The 19,865-nt window shown below is 70.1% G+C and carries 24 protein-coding genes; all 24 read right to left on the bottom strand.

The features are described 5' to 3' along the window. Position 1 precedes the first annotated feature (1 nt). Positions 2-1,090 carry a peptidoglycan-binding protein gene (locus tag AB0903_RS27405; RefSeq protein WP_366707245.1) on the bottom strand — a complete coding sequence of 363 codons (1,089 nt, stop codon included), beginning with the start codon at positions 1,088-1,090 and terminating at the stop codon, positions 2-4. 64 nt (positions 1,091-1,154) lie between these two features. Next, the gene (locus tag AB0903_RS27400; RefSeq protein ID WP_366707243.1) at positions 1,155-1,664 is read right to left on the bottom strand and encodes a hypothetical protein; all 510 of its coding nucleotides are present in this window, start codon (positions 1,662-1,664) and stop codon (positions 1,155-1,157) included. 10 nt (positions 1,665-1,674) lie between these two features. Then, positions 1,675-5,052, bottom strand: coding sequence for a hypothetical protein (locus AB0903_RS27395; RefSeq protein WP_366707241.1), 3,378 nt, complete (start codon positions 5,050-5,052; stop codon positions 1,675-1,677). Between the two features lie 8 nt (positions 5,053-5,060). Then, positions 5,061-6,653 (bottom strand): hypothetical protein, encoded by a 1,593-nt coding sequence (locus tag AB0903_RS27390; RefSeq protein WP_366707239.1) that lies wholly within the window; start codon positions 6,651-6,653, stop codon positions 5,061-5,063. Then, entirely contained in the window at positions 6,631-6,924 is a 294-nt protein-coding gene (locus AB0903_RS27385; RefSeq protein WP_366707237.1) for a DUF4035 domain-containing protein, read from the bottom strand. Before AB0903_RS27385 ends, AB0903_RS27390 begins: the two co-directional genes overlap by 23 nt. A 14-nt stretch (positions 6,925-6,938) precedes the next feature. Further along, the gene (locus tag AB0903_RS27380) at positions 6,939-7,349 is read right to left on the bottom strand and encodes a hypothetical protein (protein ID WP_366707235.1); all 411 of its coding nucleotides are present in this window, start codon (positions 7,347-7,349) and stop codon (positions 6,939-6,941) included. 19 nt (positions 7,350-7,368) lie between these two features. After that, positions 7,369-7,800: a phage tail tube protein gene (locus tag AB0903_RS27375; protein WP_366707233.1), complete on the bottom strand. Its 432-nt coding sequence runs from the start codon at positions 7,798-7,800 to the stop codon at positions 7,369-7,371. A 24-nt stretch (positions 7,801-7,824) separates the two neighbouring features. Further along, positions 7,825-8,253: a DUF3168 domain-containing protein gene (locus tag AB0903_RS27370; RefSeq protein ID WP_366707231.1), complete on the bottom strand. Its 429-nt coding sequence runs from the start codon at positions 8,251-8,253 to the stop codon at positions 7,825-7,827. Further along, complete coding sequence (locus AB0903_RS27365) at positions 8,250-8,624, bottom strand: HK97-gp10 family putative phage morphogenesis protein (RefSeq protein ID WP_366707229.1); 375 nt, start codon at positions 8,622-8,624, stop codon at positions 8,250-8,252. Before AB0903_RS27365 ends, AB0903_RS27370 begins: the two co-directional genes overlap by 4 nt. A 211-nt stretch (positions 8,625-8,835) precedes the next feature. Further along, positions 8,836-9,009 (bottom strand): hypothetical protein, encoded by a 174-nt coding sequence (locus AB0903_RS27360; RefSeq protein ID WP_366707227.1) that lies wholly within the window; start codon positions 9,007-9,009, stop codon positions 8,836-8,838. Next, positions 9,006-9,344: a hypothetical protein gene (locus tag AB0903_RS27355; RefSeq protein WP_366707225.1), complete on the bottom strand. Its 339-nt coding sequence runs from the start codon at positions 9,342-9,344 to the stop codon at positions 9,006-9,008. Before AB0903_RS27355 ends, AB0903_RS27360 begins: the two co-directional genes overlap by 4 nt. Next, positions 9,337-9,681: a head-tail adaptor protein gene (locus AB0903_RS27350; protein ID WP_366707223.1), complete on the bottom strand. Its 345-nt coding sequence runs from the start codon at positions 9,679-9,681 to the stop codon at positions 9,337-9,339. Before AB0903_RS27350 ends, AB0903_RS27355 begins: the two co-directional genes overlap by 8 nt. Beyond that, positions 9,678-10,277, bottom strand: coding sequence for a hypothetical protein (locus AB0903_RS27345; protein WP_366707221.1), 600 nt, complete (start codon positions 10,275-10,277; stop codon positions 9,678-9,680). Before AB0903_RS27345 ends, AB0903_RS27350 begins: the two co-directional genes overlap by 4 nt. A 15-nt stretch (positions 10,278-10,292) precedes the next feature. Then, entirely contained in the window at positions 10,293-10,646 is a 354-nt protein-coding gene (locus AB0903_RS27340) for a hypothetical protein (RefSeq protein ID WP_366707219.1), read from the bottom strand. Next, complete coding sequence (locus AB0903_RS27335; RefSeq protein ID WP_366707217.1) at positions 10,646-11,038, bottom strand: hypothetical protein; 393 nt, start codon at positions 11,036-11,038, stop codon at positions 10,646-10,648. Before AB0903_RS27335 ends, AB0903_RS27340 begins: the two co-directional genes overlap by 1 nt. A 57-nt stretch (positions 11,039-11,095) precedes the next feature. Next, complete coding sequence (locus AB0903_RS27330; RefSeq protein ID WP_366707215.1) at positions 11,096-12,343, bottom strand: phage major capsid protein; 1,248 nt, start codon at positions 12,341-12,343, stop codon at positions 11,096-11,098. Positions 12,344-12,397: 54 nt separating this feature from the next. Then, positions 12,398-13,150: a hypothetical protein gene (locus AB0903_RS27325; protein ID WP_366707214.1), complete on the bottom strand. Its 753-nt coding sequence runs from the start codon at positions 13,148-13,150 to the stop codon at positions 12,398-12,400. Positions 13,151-13,408: 258 nt separating this feature from the next. Beyond that, positions 13,409-15,445 (bottom strand): phage portal protein, encoded by a 2,037-nt coding sequence (locus AB0903_RS27320; protein ID WP_366707212.1) that lies wholly within the window; start codon positions 15,443-15,445, stop codon positions 13,409-13,411. Between the two features lie 12 nt (positions 15,446-15,457). Beyond that, on the bottom strand, positions 15,458-15,646 hold the full coding sequence (locus AB0903_RS27315) for a hypothetical protein (protein ID WP_366707210.1): 189 nt from the start codon (positions 15,644-15,646) through the stop codon (positions 15,458-15,460). A gap of 19 nt (positions 15,647-15,665) precedes the next feature. Then, entirely contained in the window at positions 15,666-17,477 is a 1,812-nt protein-coding gene (locus AB0903_RS27310; protein ID WP_366707208.1) for a terminase TerL endonuclease subunit, read from the bottom strand. 15 nt (positions 17,478-17,492) lie between these two features. Then, positions 17,493-17,975 (bottom strand): phage terminase small subunit P27 family, encoded by a 483-nt coding sequence (locus AB0903_RS27305; RefSeq protein WP_366707206.1) that lies wholly within the window; start codon positions 17,973-17,975, stop codon positions 17,493-17,495. Between the two features lie 157 nt (positions 17,976-18,132). Further along, positions 18,133-18,549 (bottom strand): holin, encoded by a 417-nt coding sequence (locus AB0903_RS27300; protein ID WP_366707204.1) that lies wholly within the window; start codon positions 18,547-18,549, stop codon positions 18,133-18,135. Between the two features lie 92 nt (positions 18,550-18,641). Then, positions 18,642-18,992: a hypothetical protein gene (locus tag AB0903_RS27295; protein ID WP_366707202.1), complete on the bottom strand. Its 351-nt coding sequence runs from the start codon at positions 18,990-18,992 to the stop codon at positions 18,642-18,644. A 167-nt stretch (positions 18,993-19,159) separates the two neighbouring features. Further along, entirely contained in the window at positions 19,160-19,405 is a 246-nt protein-coding gene (locus AB0903_RS27290; protein ID WP_366707200.1) for a MerR family transcriptional regulator, read from the bottom strand. Positions 19,406-19,865 lie beyond the last annotated feature (460 nt).

The raw sequence follows: 19,865 nt of genomic DNA, 5'->3' as shown, positions 1-19,865 counted from the left end.
ATCAGTCCTTCACGTCGAAGCCGTGCCGCGCGCCGAGGCGGCGCAGCGAGTCCTTGCCGGGGATGCCGTCCGCGTCCTGGCCGCGGTAGCCGCAGCGGCGCTGCCAGCCCGCGTAGGCGTCGACGGTGGCGGTGCCGTAGTGCCCGTCGGCGTAGCGGGTGTTGAGGAGCCCTTCGGCGACGAGGGCGTTCTCGACCACCCGCACGGCGGGGTAGGTGATCGGCCTGCCGAGGTGGGCGGGGTCGCTCCTGGCGGCCGTGACCAGCCGGGACAGGTCCACTACGGGCCGGCTGGTGGGCAGGTCGCCGAGGAGGAGGCGCAGGGACGACTTCCCGGGCACTCCGTCCGCGTCCGCGCCGCTGTAGCCGAGCGACCGTTGCCAGGAGGCGTAGTTGAGGGTGTCCGCGTCCGACCAGGTCGGCCCGGGCCCCACGCGGTAGTGGTCGCCGTGGCCGGCCGCGACGAGCGCGCGGCCGACGGCGGTGACGTGCTCGCCCCGGGCGCCGTGCCCGTACGCCAGGCCGTCGATCGTGACCTGGTAGCGCGGCGGCGGCAGCGGGACGCGTGCCCCGTGGCCGCCCTGCGGCAGCTCGCCGCCGGGCCGCGGTGCACCCGCGCGTACCCAGGCATACAGGTCGTCGCCGGGGCACTGGGTGTTGTGGCCGTCGCGGTGGCCGAGGACCTCGTCGCCGGCGCCTTCGGCCTGCAGCCATCCGATCGCGTCGGCGAGGGCGTGCAGCAGCATGTCTCCCGGTGGGCCGGTCGTCGTGCCGTGCAGGGCGAGCACCGCATAATGCCCGGTGTTGAGCGTCAGGTTGCCGTTCGCCCCGGAGCGGCGGCCGGCGCCGCGGCCCTCGAAGACGTGACCGTGGGGGCAGGCGATCGCGTTGTAGGCGATGTCGATGTAGTTCTCGGTCGCATGGGCCAGGTGCGCGGCGCGGATGGCGCGGACCTTCGCAGCGCACCCGGAGTGCACTCCTACGGCGTACGGGCCGCCGAGCCAATGGACCTTCACTCCGCGGGCGCGGGGCAGCGGGGCGGCCGGGGAGGAGGCGGGCGCGCCCCATGCGGAGCGGCGGACGAGCTTCATGACGGCCCTCCTTCGGGCATGGCGAACGCCCCGGCCGGCAGGCGCGGGGCGGCGGTCGGGCGGGTCAGCTGAGGGCGGTGGCGCCGGGGAAGTCGGAGGCGGGTCCGACGTCCCACACTTCGAGGTAGGCGGCGTGCGTAGCGCTGGCAGCGATCAGCACGTTGCCTGATCCGGACTGCCGGTTGTAGGTGCCGATCAGCGGCTCGGTGATGTCCGCGCCCGTCGTGTTCGTGACGATGTTGTCGAAGTTGAAAAGACCGTTTCCGCCGTTGCCGTTGATGGGGGCCACACCGGAGTTCATGGAGTCGATGCAGGTGATGCCGGCGTTGTCCGTCAGGTGCACCCGCAGCCGCACGGTGTCGCCCGAGACACTGGAGTTGACCAGCCCCTTGTACGTGATCCGGTAGGCCCGGCCAGTCTCGAACGTGAGGCTCGGCGTGGTGATCGCCGTGACCTCGGTGGTGGTCGTCGTGCTGGTGTTCGCGTTGATCGCCGTGTAGTTCTTGAGCACGGGCGCGCGGCTGTTCCACCTTTCCGCGGTGATGCGCTGCCCGGCGGGGATAGTGTCAGGCATGCGGTCCCTCCTACAGGGCGGTGATGGCGGGCTGCGCGAGGCGGATGTCCGCACCCGCGCTCTGCGACTTCTCGATGCCGTTGACGGAGCGGGTGACGGTCCACCGCTGCGGGGTGATCACCTCGAAGTCGTCGTAGGCGAAGGCGGGGTTGGTGTTCGAGTTGGTGGCGAACGCCGATCCGGTCAGGCCGACGGCGCCGGAGTCGATCGGATCGGTCTCCACCGTTTCGTCGATCAGCCACGCCCCGGGCTCGCTCCCGCCGTCCGGCCAGACCCTGCCGCGGACGCGCTGCCCGTCGATGCGGACCCGCAGCCACAGCTTGGTGCCGGCGCTGTAGGTGTAGGGGGTGGTGGCGGTATCACCGACCTGGGTGACGACGCGCGTCACCTGCATGCTGACGGAGCCGTCGGTGCCCAGGACCAGGCGGCAGCGGTAGTAGTCGCCGGACGCCCGCAGCAGCACCGCGGGCAGGAAGGCCGCGCCGGTGGCCAGCTGGTCCGGGGTGATGCTGACGAGGATCTGGCAGTCGGCGACGGTCTCGATGATCTGCTGGAAGCGGATCGTGCCCGGGTCGGCCTGCAGGGTGATGACCCCGCTCGAGCCGTCCACGCTCCGGTCGGACGCGACGCCGCCGGCCGCGGCCCAGGTGTGCCCGGAGTCGGCGTCCCCCCACGTGTCCGTCTCGACGCGGCCGAAGGCGTCCCACGCCAGCGGAGTGATCGCCGTCGCGGTGACGGCCTCCCCGCCGAGGCGCACATCGAAGGGCAGATCGTCGTCGTCCGTGGGGTCCAATCCGCCGCTGGTGACCCACCTGCTTTCGGGTGTGTGGACGATGAACTCCGTGCCGGCGGCGACGGCGGCCTCGGCGAGCTCGCTGCCGTCGGTGTCGGCGCGGACCGCCGCGCCGTCGTCCGCCGGGTCGTCCGCGGCGACCGTGGCCACGGTGTAGGGCTCGCCGGGGGCGCAGTTGAACGTGATGCGCCACACGTCCTCGCCGATCTGCTCCGACTGGCCGCGGATGATCAGGTCCACGTCGTCGGGCGGCAGGTCGTCCGGCAGGTTGGTGAGCCGGATCTTGTCGCCCACGTCGGCGCGGAGGATGTCGTCGATCATCGCGAAGACCCGCTCGTTGGCCAGGTCGACGGTGACCTTGGTGTAGCGCAGGCCCTCGAACGTTCCCAGGTGCAGCAGCCAGAACGCCATCGGCTCGGCCTGCTGGTCCTTCTCGAGGTTCAGGGTGTGCTGCACGTCGTAGCCGCGGCCCACCCCGTCCGGCGGATCCTGGACGGACAGCGCCCCGGACTCCAGGACGGCCCTGGCTTCGGAGCCGCCTTCCCGCTTGACGGTGACGTCGTTCTCGGTGAGCTTGTCGTCGTCCGTCATCTCGAACGGCGCGCCGACCACCCCGTCGGCGAAATTGAGGGTGAAGACCGGCTCCTGGTTGTACAGCGTCGTGCGGCCCCGGTAGGTCAGGCCCAGGGTGTCGCGCTGCTCGAGGAGGAACCCGCGGTCGGCGGCGGCGCAGTCCTGCAGCAGTTTCATGAGTGTCGCGATGCGCTGGCGGCCCATGGGCTGCGTGTCGTCCAGGCCGTCGGGGTCGCCGACGCTGAACGGGATCTCGTTCTCCTCGCACAGCCGCTCGATCCGCCGGCCGGCCGCTTCTCCGTTGTGGGCGTCGAGCTGGTTTTTCAGGTCGAAGATGGTGGTGATCGTGTCGTAGACCGCGAGGTGGCCGACGGCGACGTCGGTCACGGTCTTGTCCGGGGCGAAGAGGACGCTGCCGACGCGGCCGAAGGTTTCACCGGTGACCGTGCCGGAGAAGGCAGTGCCCGCCGGGGCGTCGACTTCCAGGGTGACCAGGGTGTAGTCGATGTCGGCGCCGTCCTGGGTGAGCTCCAGGCCCACGCGCAGCAGCTCGCCGTCCACGGCGAAGGCCACGTTGCCGGTGTCCTCGAGGAGAGCGCCGTCGCCGTCGTACGCGGTCAGCTGCAGGGCGCCGCCGGCGTGGTAGGTGATGTCCCAGCGGGCTGCGGTCCCGCTGGTCGACACGCTGAGCAGCCGCTCCCCGTCGGGGCCTCCGCCGGCATCGACGTGCATGAGCCAGCGGACCTGTGTTTCGCCGGTCGCGGTGTGGGAGGGCACGACGCCGGAGAGGGAGGAGCCGGAGGTCAGTACCGGGATGAGGTCGGAGCAGGCGAAGCCGTCGAAGGAGGCCAGCTCGGGTTCACCGGTGACGGCCATGGGTGTGCTGCCGAGCGCGGAGGCGATCGAGGTGGCGCTCTCGCCGTCCTCGCAGGGCCAGTACGCGATGGCCGCGGTCCGCCCGGGGGCGGTCATCTCCCGCCGCAACACGGACTGGAGTGGCGTGTTGCCTTGCCCGAGACGGCGCAGGATCCCCGCGGGGCTGATGTTCGTGCGAACATTCCGGCCGGACAGGTCACGCCGCGGCGGCCAGGCGGGGATCTCGCCGGTCATCCGGTTCTTGCGGTCGGTGATCTCTGCGGCGCCTTCGAGGGTCCAGGTCAGGCCCGCATCATCCGTGAACTCCGTGTCACCCAGCGTCTGTGCGGTGAAGTCGACGTCCGCGACCGGGGTGCCGTCGATGCCGTCGTACAGCTGGAAGGCGTAGATGCGGCCGGCCGGAGGGAAGAGCACGCCCGCGCCGGATCCTTCGACGTCGCCGACGTCCAGCGGCGCGGTACCGGAGTGGATCGAGGAGACACTGCCCCCGCTGCTGGCGGTGCCCAGCTGCGTCCACGGCCCGTCGATGCTGGGCGCGGTGTAGTGCGTTACCGATCGCCCGCCTGCCCCGTTGTCGACGTCCAGCGTGGAGCGCAGAGCGATGCGCCCCGACTGCGGCACGGGGATCGGCTCGGTGGACCCGAACTGATGGTTAGCGACGCCGTCCGCGGACCAGCGCAGGATCAGTTCCCGGTTGGTGCCGCCGACGAACAGCAGCCACGACCGCTCGTCGGCGCCGAAGTCGTACTTGCCCGCGAGCTCCACGGCCTCGGTGGGATTCCAGTCGTCCAGCGACACCTCCACCCGGACGTCGATGTCGCCGGTGATGTCCAGCGACGCGGCATCGGGGGTGGTGGCGCGGTCCCCGGCGGCGGTCACGGCCAGGTCCGGAGTGCCCGCGTGGACGCCGACCCGGAAGCGGGTGTTGCGGCCGATCTTCCCGAAGAGCGAACTGTTCGGGTTGTGCGGGCTGTACTCGCCGTCCCGGTTGTCGACGGACAGGCCGGCCTTGCCCGGCTGGGTCCTGCTGCCCTCGGACGACGCGCCACGCGAGAGCGTCACCGGCGTGCCCGTGCGCACGGGCAGCGCCTGCCAGGCGCCGTCGACTTTGATCTCGGCGGTGACGCCGGGCGGAAGACTGACCACGATTCACCTCACCCCTCTGCGAGTTCGATGACGCTGCCGTTGCCCACGTTGCGGACCACGGACTTGAAGAAGTCGACGAACGCGTCTTCGCCGCCGGTGACGTCCAGGACGATGTGCTGGTATCCGTTGCCGCCGGTCGAGTTCAGCAGGCTTTGGAGCTTGCTGAGCGGGAGCACGGCTTCCTGCTCGGCGCCTTCACCGATCATGGCGAGGGTGGGTCCGGTGGTGATGCCGCCCTCTGCGAGAAATGGAATATACGGAATGAACGGGATGCTGATTCCCGGGACCCGGTTGGCTCCGGAAATGAGCGTGTTGATTCCGCCGATGCCGCTGTTGATCAGTCCGATGGCGCCGTTCAGGGCGGATTTCAGCCCTTGGGTGATTCCGCCCCACATGCCGGAGAAGAATCCGCCGATCCGGCCGACCGCGCGGGACACCAGGCCCGAGATGTTGTCCCACTGCCGCTTGATCCAGCCGGTGATCGCTCCCCAGTTCTTGATGATGATCCCGAGCGGCGAGAAGTCGAAGAAGATGCGCTTGACGAATCCGATGGCCGCGCCGATCATGCCGACGATGTCGTCCCAGAGACCCTTCAGCCAGCTCCAGACGGCATGGAAGATTTTGATCGTCCACGCCTTGATCGTGTCCCAGTTGGCGATGATCAGGGCGACAAGTCCGACCACGGCGGCGATGATCAGACCGATCGGACCCATGGCGATCAGCCAGGCAGCGGCCATCCTCAGAGCGTTCATCGTGGCTGCGGCGGCCATCGTGATCCACGAACTGATCCAGGCGAACGCAGTCGTTGCTGCCGTCGCCACAGCGGTCCCAGCGGTCGCGAGCATGCCGCCGCCGAGGAGCGCGAACGTGCCGACCAGACCGAACAGGACCGACGCCACCGACGAGGCGACGCCGAGCCATGAGCTCATCACGGACGGACCGACGACGTTGCGCTGGGCCTCGTTGAGGTCCAGCTGCGCCTCCTTGCCGTCAAGGGCAGCCTGCTTGCCGTCGGTCTGCGCCTGCTTCAGATCCTCCGTTGCCTGCGTGGCGTCCAGCTTGGCCTGCTTGGCGTCGGCATCGGCCTGCTTCAGGTCGATGGACGCCTGCTGGGCCTCCAGGGAATCCGCACCGAATTCCTCGACCGCGTCGTTGTAGTCCTCCTGAGCGACCTTCTGGTCGAGCAGAGCCTGCTCCAGGTCGATGCCGGACTGGACGCCGTCCTGCTGAGCCTGGTTGATGTCGATCTGCGCCTGAGCTGCGTCCAGCGTCGCCTGCTCCATGTCGAGCGAGGCCTGGGTGATCGCGTTCTGTGCACGGGACAGGTCGTCCGCCCGGCGCTCGCCGATGTTCCACAGGTCGGACGCGGTCTGCGCGATGGCGCCGACATCGGCCAGTGCTGCCGACGCCCCGAGCGCGCCGGCGCCCATCGCGTCCATCCGGCTGCCGAGCCCCTGGGCCTCGCCCTCCGCGTTGCCGAGATCGGAGCTCGCAGCGGCGGCGCTGTCCCCGAGGTCGTCGAGACTGGTGGTGGCGTCGCCGATCGTGGACGCGGTGTTGCCCATGTCGGCATCGATTTCAACGGTCAGGTCGGCCGCCACGCTCTTCACCCCCCATCGCCCGGTTGATGCCCTTGATCGCTTCGAGCATCTGCTGCGGGCTCTTCCGCTCTTCGCCGTAGGGGATCAGGAAGTCCGCCATCTTGAACTTCTTGCCCTTCTTGCCCCGACTGGAATTCGCAATGGTGGCCGCGATAGTGGCCGCCTGAATGTCGTGTCTCCGTCTGCCGAGGGGACCGGTGATTTTCTCGAACGCCATCCACTCGGTCAGCTCGTACGAGGACAGCCGGGAATCCAGGTCGGCCACGGTCATCCCGAGGTGCTCCGCTAGTCGGAATCGGAAGAGTCGCCCGGGGCGGCGTCGGAGTTTCCCTCGGCTTCCTTCACCGCGCCCTGGCCCATGCCCGACAGTTCCTGGACCTTGGCGGCCAGACGCTGGATGACCTTGCCGGACTTCTTGCCCAGGTCCGCGATCTCCTTGTTGGAGTACAGCCGCTCGAAGTTCTCGTCGACCAGGCCGAACGCCACGAGCTTCTCGCGGTACGTCTTGAGCGACTCCACCTTCAGCGTGGGGTTCTGCCCCTGCGCGACGACGGAGCCGGCCTCGATGTAGCCGCGGTCCGCAGCGGTGAGCTCCATGATCCGCACATAGGCGTCCTCGCCCCACTCGGGAACGTGAAGGTCTTCCCACTTGCGGTCCACCGCCGCGTTGATCTGGGCCTTCGTCATCAGTTTCATGATGCGCTCTTCCTCGTCCTCAGCCCGTCGCGGTCAGGACCGGCTTGCCGGAGATCTTGAAGGTGACCTCGCGTTCCATCTTGTCGTCGTGCGGGAAGGCGTCGCTGATACCGGTGATCAGGCCGGAGAAATCCCAGGTGTGCTCATCAGCCTCACCGGGGAGGATCACCACCTGGTAGTCGCGCAGGTCGTCTTCCTCGAAGTCGGAGTCGAGGTCCTCGTGCGTGGTCTCACCGGGGTTGTAGTTGATCGTGATCGCGACCTCCCCGCCGTCCTTGAGGCCCTTGACGAACTCCCGGTACTGGTCCGGCGAGTCGTGGGCGGTGACCTCGAGCGCCTCCCGGGAGCGGTCCGGCCCCGAGATGTCGGAGACGTTCGCGACCGTCGCGAACACGCCCGCGCCGGTGGTGTCCCGCTTCAGCTGCGTGCCGAAGGCATCAGTGCCAGCCATGGTTCCTCCTCGTTCTTCAGTCGGTTATGCGGGGTCGACTTCGCTGACGATCCGGAACCGCATCGGCACGTGCCGGATGTCCCCGGGGGGTTCGGGGTCGGTCAGGGTCTGACTGGATTCGTAGCGGGTGACGACGTGGCGGTGGCCCGCGATGCTCAGCGCCGTGTGGTCCAGGACCTGGATGATCCGGGCGGCGATCGTCAGGGCCTGGGTGTAGCCGCGATACTGCGACCACACGTGCAGCGTGACCGTGGTCTGGTTGCCGTGCCGGTCGTGCGCGTTGTCCGGGCTCTCGGTCGCCTCGCCGATCACGACGTACGGGTACGCCTGGTCCTCCGGCAGGTGATCGAACACACCGGTGATCAGATCCATCAGCACGGCGTCGCCAGTCAACGCCCCGTGCACCGCGACCTGCACGGCCGGTATCGCCGTGCCAGGGGTGGGGGTGCTCACCGCAGCACCCGCCGGACCTCTTCGGTCAGCCTCGCCCGGTAGCGGGACCGCTCGGCCTCGAGCGCCGGGTGGAGCGCGGGCTGCGCGGGAAAGCGGCGGGTGCCGAACTCGTGGTAGCGGGCGTAGTAGTGCTCGTCCTCGAACCAGCCCACGGTGGCGATCAGGCCGTCCTCGTCGTAGCGGATGTCGACGTTGTCGATCAGGCCCCGCTCGTCGATGCGCACATCGCGCTTGGTGTCACTCTGGACGGCCTCCGCGGATTCCTTCACCGCTCTCGCCAGCGCCTCGCGGATTTCCTCCGGCAGGTCCTCGAGCCGGCCTTTCAGCCGCTCGATCCCGCTGATCCGCACCGTTGCCCCCGACCGCGCCATCGTCCCCACCTCCCATCTCGATGTCGTTGATCACTTCGATCCGGTGCGCCGTGAGGGTGAGCGTCACCGTGGGCCTGTCGTCGGGGTTGACCGCCACCACCACGTCGGTGTCCCGCGGCAGGGCGTAGGGGAACTCCTCGCCGTCGACGAACACGTGGGCGAAGCCGCCCCTGCGGATGATCTGGATCAGGCCGGGAATCGCCACGAGCCGTCATCCCTTCCGGAGATGCTTGCGGATGATGCGGAGCTCGGCGGCGACCGCCAGCTGTGCCCACACCAGCCGCTGATCGGCGGGCAGTTCCGGGTTCTCGGCGTGTTCCTTGCATTCGTGCGCTTCGCTGGCCACGAACGGCCGCCGCGGCCGCGGCGTCTCCTCGGCGATCACCGGCCGAGCTCGAACACGGCGACGGTCACGGAGGTGACGGCGTCGTAGGTGATCGAGGCGCGGCCGTTCGCCCCGCGGTAGACGTCCGCGAGCGGCAGGATCCCGTGGTCCCCCGCGGCCACCACGAGTGCGGCGTCCCCGATGGCGTGGCCCTTGACCGTGCCGGGCGTCGCCACCGTGGCGGTGTGCGGGCTGGCGTCCGCGTTGTTGACGTACAGGAAATGGTGCGGGCCGACGGGGACGGTGTCCCCTCCCGCGCCCGCGGCGACTGCTGCGCCGGCCACGTCGGCCACGCCGTCGTCGACGGGGACGTCGACGACAGTCAGATCAGCCATCGTTCTCTCCTTCTGCCTGAATGAGTTGGGTCTCGGCCTTGCGGTAGCGGGTGCTGGACGGGCTGAGCACGGACAGCACCCGCCACACCTCGCCGCTGCCGGCGTCGCGCAGCTCGTCCCCGCGCCGCACGTCCGCGTCCGGCAGGAGGTAGACGCTGTGGGTGTGGCGGCTCTCGGCCTGCGCCGCGAGCACCCGCTCCGCCGTGCTGGGCTGGTCGACCTTGGCCCGCACGTCGTCGGGCTGCTGCACGTGGGTCGTGGTCTGGCCGCCGGCGCCGTCCGGCTCGGTCTGCGGCCGCCACACCTGAAGCTCCCGGTTCAGCCAGTGCCCGATCATGTGCGGGCCCGGTACAGGCCGAGGGTCTTCTTGTCCTTCTCCGACAGGACCATGCCGAGCGCCTCCGCGGAGAAGCTGCGGGAGTGGTCGCCGAGGGACTCCGACGCGAGGAGCGTCGGGTTGCCCCAGGCTGCGGCCGCCATCCGCAGCACGATGCGTTTCACCCCGGCGGGGATGGTGGCGTAGCCGGCCGTGTAGACGACCTGGACGGACTGGTCGTGGGTGGGCCACCAGCCGTTGACGCGGGTGAGAGTGCCGGCCGCGGACCACGTGAAGTCGTGGTCCTTGCCGACCTCGAGGACCTCGTCATCCTCGTCGTCATTGAGCAGGGTGACGGAGGTGACGTCGGTGACCGGCCAGCGCGGCAGGATCAGCGTGTGCGAGCCGGTCCCCGGGGCCTGGGGCCACGGGGCCTGCCGGGTGGGCGAGTCCAGGGTCTCGGTGTTCGTGGACTGCTCCAGCGGCTGCCCGGTGACGTCGTCGATCTCGCCTGCGGCGAGGTCGATGAGGAGCTCGGCCGTCGCGGTCTCGTCGTCGGTGAACGCGCCCAGGTGCCGCAGGAACAGCCGCAGCTCATCGGCGGTGGCGTACGCCACGGCACCTCACCCCCCTCACTGCTCCGTGCCCTCGCGCTCCTCGAGGGCCTCGCCGATGACCTTGAGGAGCTCGTCCTTCCTGGCCTTCTCCGGCAGCGAGATGTCCTGCTCCTCGGCGTAGGCCCGGAGCTGCTCGACCGTAAGCTTGTCCAGCGGCTTGTCCTCCTCCGGCGCCTTGGACTCGGCCTTGGCCTGCTGCTTGCGCAGGCCCGGGAGCCGGTCACGCAGCCGCGTCCTGGGCTGGTCGACGGCGACGGCGTGGCCGGCCTCGATCCGCTTCACAGCCTCGGCCTCGGGCACGTCCTTGATCTCTCCGGCCCGTGCGCTCAGCGAGGGGTTGGCGACGGTGCGGGTGAACTCGACACGCATTACGGCTTCACCCGGCCCTTCCCGCGCACCACGCTGGCCGAGCAGAGCAGCGTGGGGCTCGTGCCCGAAACCGCGGTGATCGCGACCCGCAGGTACCGCTTGATGCCGTGGTAGCCGAGCGTGTAGACCGCCTCGTCGTTCGCGCCGGTGATGACCGGCTCGGTGCCGTCCAGGTCGGCGGCTGCCACCGCGGCGTACGTCGAGTCGTCGTCCGAGTCCTCCACCTCGAAGGTGAACGACGGGGTCGTGCCGCCGGAGGCACCGGCGTCGATGACGACCATGGCGGCATCGAAGCCCGCCAGGTCCACCCCCGTGCCGTCGACCGCGGCCGTTCGGCTCGCCGGGGCGAGCGACTGCTCCACAGTCAGATGGTTCTTGATGTCATTACGCATGGGATGGGGTCCTTCCCGGCCCCGGGGGCCGATCGGTTCGGTCAGAACGGGCCAGGATCAGGCGACGGTGTCGTTGGACTGCAGCCGGACGAACGGCTCCTCCAGCACGGGCATCGCGTCGGACTCCATCCGGCCGATGAACCCGACCTGGTTGGTCTCTGCGTACAGCTCGATCAGGCGCTGGATCTCGAACTGCAGGGCGTCGACGACCCAGTAGAAGGAGAAGTCCCCGAGCATCCCGATGTAGTCGTTGTCCGCCATCGTCGACGGCGCGAACTCCGACAGGACGTAGGGGATCTCGAGGATGGTGTCCTGGGCGTCGCCGAGGCCGGCCTTCCAGATGTACTGGTCGTTGGCGTCCTTGATCTTGCGGACCTCTGCGAGGACCAGCCGGTGGAACAGCCACCGCGCGCGCCGGTGGTACTGGCTCTTCAGGGTGTACTTGGCGTCGATCAGGGCGTCCGCCGCGAACCCGTCCGTGCTGTTGTGCACGAAGTTCGTGCCGTCGGTGGGCACGTCCACGTCCCGGCTGGTGGTGATGCCGCCGAGGTCCGCGTTGCCGACGGTGAACAGACCGAGCGGCTTCTGGTTGCCGTCGCCCGTCATGAACGCGTTCTCCTGCGCGGTGCCGTGCCGGTACGCCATCCGCTCGCGCACGATCGCCTCGGGCGACATCGTGCCCTTGCGCAGCAGGGTGCGGGAGATCTTGACCCGCTTGGCGAGGGGGTGCGGGCGCAGCTCCCGCTTGCCGAACCTGAGGGCGTCGTCCTGGCTTCCGGTGCCGACCTCGGACGTCCACTCGGCGTCGTCGAGGTCGGCGTCCCGGGTCGGCACGCCGAGGGACTCGGCCATGGTGAGGCGCTGCACGGTGGCCAGCCCGCGGATCGGCATCATGTCGTCGACGTCGGCGAGTAGCTGGTTGACGAACTGCTCCGGGGCGACGAGGAATCCGCCCTCGGGGTCGTTGCCCGCGTTCAGGGCGCGCGCGTGGTCCGCGCTCAGCCCGGCGCGGCCGTTGCGCAGGTAGGCGTTCCACGCGGCCGTCTGGGCCTCGCTGTTGCGGGTGTCCGGGCGGCCGTCGTCCGGGATGTCGTCGACGCCCTGGCGGTCGTCGTCCAGGAGCCGCTCGGCGCGCTCGATCGTGGAGTCGAGCTGGTCCCGCTCCGCCATCACCGCGTCGAACTTGGTCTCCTCTTCCGGCGTCATCGCGCGGCTGGCGTCGGTGGCCGTCTGCATGATCGCCGTGGCCTCGTGGCTCAGCTTGCTGCGCTGGGCCTTCAGCTCACGGATCTTCAGAGCCGTCATCTCTCCGTCCCCTCCTGGGTGTGGGTGGTGCCGCCCGCGGTGCGGGGGCGGAAGTCAGTTGCGGTGCAGGCCGGCCAGGCGCAGCAGCCGCGCCTCGTGGCGCGCGCGGGCCTCGTCGTCCGTGCCGTCGTCGTCGGTTCCGCCGGCGGCGTCGAGGAGCTCCTGCAGCGCGGTGGCCGCGTTCTGCACGAGCTGCTTGTTCTTCTTCGACAGCACCGCGCCCGCGCGCCCGTGCCCGCCGGTCTGCAGGGTGGCGAGGTGGTCCATGACGGCCTGGGCGAAGGTCTCGGCGTCCGGCCGGTCGCCGGCGAGGTGGCGGACGAGGGCCAGCTGGTCGTCGCGGCCGGACTCGACGATCGCGTTGGGGTCCATCGGCAGCGGCACTGCGGACACCTCGAACAGCTCCCAGCCCTCGGGGGTGCCGTCGTCGGCGATGTTCCAGACGTCGAAGCCGATGGAGAACGCGTTCATGATCTTGTTGCGGTACTTGCGTTCGACCTTGCGGGCGAAGTCGTCGTCCTGGTCGAAGACGACGTCCATCTTCAGGGCGTCGCCGTCGATCCAGGTCTTGTCGGAGCGGCCGATCGGTAGCCCGTCACGGCCCCAGTAGGAGTGCCCGTAGCCGACGACGGGGTTGGCATGGAAGCGGCCGAGCTCGGCGCCCTTCATGGTGAGGTTCAGGCCGTCGCCCTTGCGGCCCTCGGTGGCGGCGACGATCGTCAGCGGCTTGCCCGCCGCGTCGTCGCCCTGGCCGTCGTCGTCGGCGCGCTGGACGTAGCCGCGCAGGTAGTGCCGCTGGCCCTTCATCGGTCCCTCCCGGGGTTTCGTATCTGCCGGTCACGCGGCGACTGCGCTTGCCGTGGGCGTTGCGGCGGCCACGGCTCGAGGTGATGGCTGCGGCCGAGGCAGGTGTCACACCAGCCGCTCGCGTCGACGAAGCGGCTCCCGCAGCACCAGCAGCCATCCACCCCGTTGCGCAGTGGGCCGCCGGCGGCCTCGTCGTCGCGGCCGGCGCCGTAGCCCTCACGCCAGCCGCGCAGGAACTCCTCGGAAGGGCCAGTCGCTTCAGTCGCTGACAACGGGCACCACCTGGCAGTCGCAGCCCGCGTGTACGGGCGGGTGGAAGGTGTTCCGCTTGGCCTTGAGGGCTTCGCCGTCGTCGCCTTCGACCTCGTCGCCCTTGGCGATGAACGGGGTCTCGATGCCGACTGTCCGGCCGTCGAGCTTCGTGCAGTACGGGCAGTTCTTCGAACCCTGCGCGACCCACTTCAGCTTCCGTACGCCGGCCTCTTTCCACGTCTCGCGCGCCGCGGCGTTCGGTAGCTGACTGGACTCCCAACGGGCGGTCTGCGCGGCCCGTTCCTCCTGCCACTTGACGAGCCGCCGGACGACGGCGGCCGCGGCGTCCTCCTGGGTGTCCGCGGCTTCGGTCTTGTTGCGGAGCTGTCCGAAGCTCGAGGCGAGCCGGTAGGCGATGTGGGACAGCGTGTACGCGTGTGCCCATGTCGACAGGTCGACGTCGTCCTCGTGGCCGACCTCTTCGGCGGCGTCCTCGGCGACATCGGCGGCGAACGCGGTCATGATCGGCAGCCACAGCGCGGTCATCGCCGCGGCGATCGGCCCGTCCTCCGCGTACAGCACCGACAGGGCGGCGAGGAAGGCGGACGTCGACCGGCGGCCGCGGTCGCCGGTGTCGAGGTGCTCGTCGACCAGGGCGCCGACCTTCTCCCGCTCGAGGTCGGCGATCTCCTGATCCGCCTCCTCGATCTTCGGCGCCCACGCCTCGGCGATCCGCTCGCGGGCGTTGATGCCGCGGCCGCGCAGCATCCGGGCATACCGGCGCACCGCCGCGCGGGAGTCGTCCTCCTCGACGGCCTGGCCCCCGTCGGCGGGGACCATGTTGAGGGGGACGAGGTAGGCGTCGCCGCCGGAGACGGGGTTCATGTTCTCTCGCTCGCGGACGTCGTTGGCGGACAGCCAGCCCCACTGGCGGCCGATCGCGTACGCGGCGTAGCGGGCTGCGGTGTTGCCGCGCAGGAGCGCGTCGACCAGGTGCTCGGGGAAGTAGCGGGCCCGCTCCTCGGGCAGCAGCAGCTGGGTGAGGATGGCCTGTTCCCAGCGGGTCAGCCACGCGCTGAGCGCCGAGCTGATGTAGTCGATCTGCTGCTCTTCGATGTTGCTGAAGGTGGCCCGGTCGAGGTCGCCGATCTTGTGCGGGGGCAGGCGGAGCCAGCGGGCCATGTCGGTGACCTGGAGCTTGCGCGTCTCGAGGAACTGGTTGGCGTCGTTGGGCAGGCCGACGGCCTGCCAGGTGACGCCTTCCTCGAGGATCGCGACGCGGTGTGCGCGGTCGATGCCGCGGTGGATGTTCTCCCAGTCGTCCGCCATGCGCTTGCGCGCCTCGGGGGACAGGTTCTCCGGGTGGGTCAGCGCGCCGGCCGGCGCGCTGCCGTTGGAGAACGTCTTGGCGCCGTAGTGCTCGGTGGCCAGGCCCAGGCCGATGGAGTTCGCGGCGAGCTCGACGACGGAGTAGCCGGTGACGCCGTCGTCGCCGAGGCCGTTGATGCACAGGAATTCGCCCGGGGCGAGGTTGGCGTAGATGCCGTTCTCGTCGTCGCGGTACTGCACCCACCGCTCGGCGCGGCCCTTGCCCATCTGCCGGACCTTGATCCGCACCCGGTCCGGGCGCAGCGGCCACAGTTCCTCGACGACCCCGGTGCGTTCGTGGGTGACGACGTAGGCGACGCCGCGGCCCCAGGTGATGGCGTGGCCCTGCAGGGCCTCCTTGAAGGCCATTGCGCCCATCATGTCGTTGGGGGCGTCGTGCAGCAGCGGGTACAGCGGGTGGCCGGTGGCGCGCTGCTTGCCGCGTCGCATCCGCTCGTAGAGGAACAGGGGGAGCAGGCCGAGGTCCTCGGCGATGACGCGGACGCCGGCGAAGAACGGCGCGTACATCATGGCCGTGTCGTAGTCGACGCGGACGCCGGCAGAGTTGGCCATGTTGCCGGTGAACCAGTCGACGACCCACTTCTCCGGGGTGGCGATCCCGGACAGCGGGCCGGCTGAGGCCCGGGCGACCGTGCGGACTGCGGAGCGCAGCATGCCCATCGCGCGTCACCTGCCCCTCTTCGCGTCGATGAGTTCTTGGCGGGCGGCCGCCTTCTCCGCGTAGACGGAACCGCCCAGGCCGACGACGAGGAGCGCGCCGCCCACGACGGTCAGGCCGAGCCACGGGGCGATCAGCCACAGCCCTGAGCCGAGGAACACGATCCCGAGCAGCGCGAGGACGTCCCACCGGTCCACCCGTCACCTCCGATTGGGGTCACAGGGCCATGCCCTGGCTCTCGTACACACTGGGCTTGGGCATGCCGCGCATCGCGCCGTCGACGGCGAACAGCAGCGAGGGGATGCCGTCGATGCGCTTGCCGGTCTTGTCGCGGTCGGGCTTGACCGGCCGCAGCCGGTCCGGGTCGTCGCGGGGGCTCTTCTTCTCGACGCAGTCGGCCATCCACCGCGCGACGGGGTTGCCGAAGTGCGCGAGCTCGGAAGCCTTCAGGCGGCGCATGAGCTCGCTCATGGGCGCGGTCATGCGCAGGTACGTGGTGTCCGACTCGATCATCTTCAGCCGCGTGCGCTTGGTGATCGCCTGCCGTACGGGCTCACCCGACCATTTGTCGTAGCCGATGTTGACGATCTTGAAGGCGTTGTGGTCGGCCTCGATGTCGTCGTAGATCCGGTCGTAGTCGATCGTGTCGCCGTCGGTCTCGGTGACCCAGCCGTCCCGCACCCACTCCTCGAACCGTCCGTTGGTGTGGTCGCTGAGGACGGGGGTGATGGACTCCGGTACCCAGAACCGCCACAGCACGGAGCCGTCAGGGAACAGCAGCGTGAACGCGGTCAGGTCCAACTTGCTGGACAGGTCGAGTCCGCCCCAGCAGCGCTCGCCCTTCAGCCGGTCCCGGACCCAGTCCGGTGTAGGGGCGATCTCCCGCGTGCACGCGTTCCACAGGTCCATCGAGATCCAGCGCGTCACCTGGCTGACGCGCTGGTTCAGCCGGAACTGGCGGAACCCGTTCTCGGCCGCGGCGCTCTTGCTGGCTTCCTCGGCCTCTTCCCGCAGCGACGCGATGGACAGGAAGTTCCCGAGTGCGGGGTTGGCCCAGGCCCAGTTCCGCTCGTCCCACGGGTCCAGCGAGACGGGCAGCTCGGGGCGGGCGGGGAACAGCCGCCACAGCCGCTCGAGCTCGTCGACCGTGCGCGGCGTCTTGCGCACGAACACGAAGTGGTGCGGCGCCCGGGCCGGGTCCTCGAGGACGCGGTCGGCCTCGTCGATGAAGTCCGCGCCGAACGACGCGCCGTCCTTGGTCTCGGTGGTGATGGCCAGCATCAGCGGCTGCACGCGGGCGCCCGCGGCCGTGCGCATGGCCGTCCACAGCGAGTCGTCCGGCTGTGACAGGACCTCGTCGAGGATGAACGCGTGGGGGTTGTGGCCCAGCTCGACATCGGCGTCGGCCGGGATGACCTCGTAGTGGCTGCCGGTCTTCTCATCGACCAGGCGCCGCTGGTTCTTGATGTGCGTCAGCCGCTCGGCGAGCACCGGCGACTTCTTCACCATCTTGGTGGCGGGCTCGAACACCTTGCCCGCCTGGCGGGTGTTCGCGGCCGCGCCGTACACCTCGGCGGACTCCTCGCCGTCCGCGCACAGCATGTAGAGAGCGATCCCGGACAGCAGCGCGGACTTGCCGTTCTTGCGGCCCATGACGACCGTGGCGCGGGTGTAGCGGCGGACGTACCGCCCCCACTGCTGCGACCAGATCACTTCCCCGAACAGGGGGCGGATGATCTCGTGTTCCTGCCACGGCGCGAGCTCGAAGCGGGTGTTGGCCAGCGCGCCGGCGGGGTGGATGAGCAGCTCGGCGAAGAACGCGACGACCTTGTCCGCGCGGGGCTCGCAGTAGTGCGCGCCGCGCCGGGTGCACGTCTTGCCGTCGAGGGTGTAGCCGCACACGCCGCCGCGCCGGCTGGCGGGCCGCCACCGCTTGTGGTGGTCGACGCGGACGGTGCGCGTACGCCGCGCGGGCCGGGCCTTGGCTGGCTTGCGGGTGGTGGGCCGGGTGGTGGTCCGAGCAGCCATGGCGCCCTCCCCGCGTCAGGACAGCAGCCGCTCCGCGCCCTTCCCCTCGCCCTGGTTGGGGATCTTCAGCTGCGCACGGTCGCTGGGCGTGAGACCGAAGCGGGCGCCGTAGCGCTGGACCTGGGCGTCCGCGGCGTCGAGCGCCAGGAGCCACGGGTTCTTCGCGCGGCGATGGCCGGTCTCCTCGCCGTTCTTGTTGAACACCGGCAGCTCGACGACAGCGCCCTCCTCGTCGACGTGCGCGGCGGCGTCGCGGCGGCGGGCCACGGCGTCGCACCAGTTGGCGAACGCCTCGGTGTCCCACGGCGTCAGCACCCGCTTGGCCTCGAGGTCGCCGGCGAACTGCTCCCACACCTCGAGGGCGTCGTCGCTGAGCCAGCCGGGCGGGAGGATCTCGCCGGCGTCGGGCTGCGGCTCGTCGTTGTTGATCCGGTCCTTGCGGTCGCCGTGCAGGACCTTCAGGTTCGTCGGCTTGCTGGGTCGCCCTGGCCTGCTCATGATCACCCCCGGTCGGTCACACACGGTTACGGCGGCCGCGCTGGTACGGCGGTTCCGGAGTTTCGTCAGCGCGAGAGGGGGCTCCCCCCCGCGTTCCGAGGGTCCCCGGGGCCAGAAATTTGAGGCCCCCTCCCCCCGTCACCGTCGTCACGCTCCGTCAGAACGGCGGGACGTCCGGCTCGCGGGGTGCGGCTGCCCAGCCGGCCGGCTGCTGCTTCCCGGTCGACCTGGCGTGGCACGAGGCGCAGAGGCCGCGGCCGTAGTTGGGGTGGTGCTCGTCCAGGCCGCGGCGGCGGAGCTCGCGCTTGGACAGCGGGTAGTGGTCGGCCTGTTCGCTGCGCGCGCCGCACGGCGAGCCGTGGCTGTGGCCCTGCTCGGTGCACACGCAGGCGGGGTCACGCTCGAGGACGCCCGTGCGGAAGCGGTCGCGGTGCTCGGCGTCGTAGCCCTGGGCTGTCGCTGAAGGGCGGTCACGGCGTGAGCGGGCCAGGCAGTCGGCGCACTTGGCGCTGCCCTGCACGGGCGTGCCTGAGCAGCTTCCTGTGGTGCAGGGGCGTGGCGCGCGGGAGGGCATGGTCACCTCCTGTGGGTGGGGTACCGCCCGGGGCGTGGGTTCCCCGGGCGGCTTTCTCCCCACCACTCCGTCCCCGGGAGTGGTCTGATGGGTCAGCGTTGGGTGAGGTCCATGTCGTCGAGGGTCCAGGTGTCGTTGTCCTTGGTGGACACGGTGCAGCTGTAGTTGCTGCGGACGGTGGCCCCGAACCCGTTCTGGCTGTCGACCACACCGACGACCTTGTACTTCCAGGGCTTGGTGTCGCTCAGGACGGTGGTCTTGGCGTACTCGCTGTCCATGACGCCGGGAAACTCGGCGGTGCCGGGGGACTTGAGGCGCTGCTTGACGAAGTCCTCGCACATGACTGCGGCGCTCGTGTCGAGGGGCTTGCCGTCGCCGCTGCTGCAGGCGGTGAGGGTGAGGAGTGCGGCCGCGGTGAGCGCGGTGGTGTGTCGGAATCGCATCCGGCCAGGCTGGTGGTGGCCCGCGTGCCTACGGGCGCGTATGGGGCTCTTGTGATGGGTCTGTGACGGAGTGTTCGGTCCCGCTGCCCGGACGCCGCTAGCACTCACGGAGGGCGGTTACCCCCGCACGAGGAGATCTCTCCGATCCCATCGCCGGGCAGCGGGGGCTATGGGGTGGTGATGCCGACGAGGCGCAGTGCGCGGGGGCGGGTGGCTTTTTCGGCGTGGGCGAGGTCGGCGAGGCGGTAGAGGGGGCGGCCGTGTTCGTCGAGGCCGGCGACGGGGAGGTGGCCGCGGGTGCGCCAGTTGCAGATGGCGGGGCGGGTGACGGCGGCGGCGTCGGCGCTGCGTATGCGGCGCCAGGTGGTGGCGAGTTCGGCGGCCTGGGTGCCGTTGTAGAGCTGCTCGGCCACGTGCACCCCCCCGTTCGTGACGTACCGCAGCCCCGGGCCTGGGTGGTCCGGGGCTGCGGTGCCGGGGCGCGACTCCCGGCGATTACGGCGCAGGGTAGCTATGGGCACAGGTGTGCTACTGGCTCCATGTTCACGCTAACGGCCGATCTTGTCCAGCAGGAACGCGGCCGGCCTGCCTCGACAGTGGCGAGGCAGGCCGGTTGTGAAGCGTCGACCGGGACCAGTCGAGTGCCGGGGAGCAGTGTGGCACAGGGGTACGACAGTGGCTCAGGCGGCGGTTGTCGTGCCCGTGTGGTCGGCGCGTTCCGCCTGGACGGTGCGCAGGAAGTCGGCGGCGTGCTGGTCGTACTCGGCGTGGGTCATGTGGTCCTACCTTGTTCGTGGGTTGGACGGGCCGTCGTAAGGTCCAGAGACCCAGAGACTCCGGGCATGGCTTTCATGCGGTTGCCCTCGATGGTTC

This window comes from Streptomyces sp. NPDC048389 (genome assembly GCF_040706335.1).
Taxonomy (GTDB): domain Bacteria; phylum Actinomycetota; class Actinomycetes; order Streptomycetales; family Streptomycetaceae; genus Streptomyces.
Note: the sequence above shows the minus strand (reverse complement) of the source record. Positions and strands in the feature narration are given on the sequence as shown.

What these genes read in the sequence shown, in the direction of transcription:
- AB0903_RS27405 (WP_366707245.1), bottom strand. Translation starts at nt 1,090, where the DNA reads ATGAAGCTCGTCCGCCGCTCCGCATGGGGCGCGCCCGCCTCCTCCCCG.
- AB0903_RS27400 (WP_366707243.1), bottom strand. Translation starts at nt 1,664, where the DNA reads ATGCCTGACACTATCCCCGCCGGGCAGCGCATCACCGCGGAAAGGTGG.
- AB0903_RS27385 (WP_366707237.1), bottom strand. Translation starts at nt 6,924, where the DNA reads ATGACCGTGGCCGACCTGGATTCCCGGCTGTCCTCGTACGAGCTGACC.
- AB0903_RS27380 (WP_366707235.1), bottom strand. Translation starts at nt 7,349, where the DNA reads ATGAAACTGATGACGAAGGCCCAGATCAACGCGGCGGTGGACCGCAAG.
- AB0903_RS27375 (WP_366707233.1), bottom strand. Translation starts at nt 7,800, where the DNA reads ATGGCTGGCACTGATGCCTTCGGCACGCAGCTGAAGCGGGACACCACC.
- AB0903_RS27365 (WP_366707229.1), bottom strand. Translation starts at nt 8,624, where the DNA reads ATGGCGCGGTCGGGGGCAACGGTGCGGATCAGCGGGATCGAGCGGCTG.
- AB0903_RS27355 (WP_366707225.1), bottom strand. Translation starts at nt 9,344, where the DNA reads ATGGCTGATCTGACTGTCGTCGACGTCCCCGTCGACGACGGCGTGGCC.
- AB0903_RS27350 (WP_366707223.1), bottom strand. Translation starts at nt 9,681, where the DNA reads ATGATCGGGCACTGGCTGAACCGGGAGCTTCAGGTGTGGCGGCCGCAG.
- AB0903_RS27340 (WP_366707219.1), bottom strand. Translation starts at nt 10,646, where the DNA reads ATGCGTGTCGAGTTCACCCGCACCGTCGCCAACCCCTCGCTGAGCGCA.
- AB0903_RS27335 (WP_366707217.1), bottom strand. Translation starts at nt 11,038, where the DNA reads ATGCGTAATGACATCAAGAACCATCTGACTGTGGAGCAGTCGCTCGCC.
- AB0903_RS27330 (WP_366707215.1), bottom strand. Translation starts at nt 12,343, where the DNA reads ATGACGGCTCTGAAGATCCGTGAGCTGAAGGCCCAGCGCAGCAAGCTG.
- AB0903_RS27325 (WP_366707214.1), bottom strand. Translation starts at nt 13,150, where the DNA reads ATGAAGGGCCAGCGGCACTACCTGCGCGGCTACGTCCAGCGCGCCGAC.
- AB0903_RS27320 (WP_366707212.1), bottom strand. Translation starts at nt 15,445, where the DNA reads ATGCTGCGCTCCGCAGTCCGCACGGTCGCCCGGGCCTCAGCCGGCCCG.
- AB0903_RS27310 (WP_366707208.1), bottom strand. Translation starts at nt 17,477, where the DNA reads ATGGCTGCTCGGACCACCACCCGGCCCACCACCCGCAAGCCAGCCAAG.
- AB0903_RS27305 (WP_366707206.1), bottom strand. Translation starts at nt 17,975, where the DNA reads ATGAGCAGGCCAGGGCGACCCAGCAAGCCGACGAACCTGAAGGTCCTG.
- AB0903_RS27300 (WP_366707204.1), bottom strand. Translation starts at nt 18,549, where the DNA reads ATGCCCTCCCGCGCGCCACGCCCCTGCACCACAGGAAGCTGCTCAGGC.
- AB0903_RS27295 (WP_366707202.1), bottom strand. Translation starts at nt 18,992, where the DNA reads ATGCGATTCCGACACACCACCGCGCTCACCGCGGCCGCACTCCTCACC.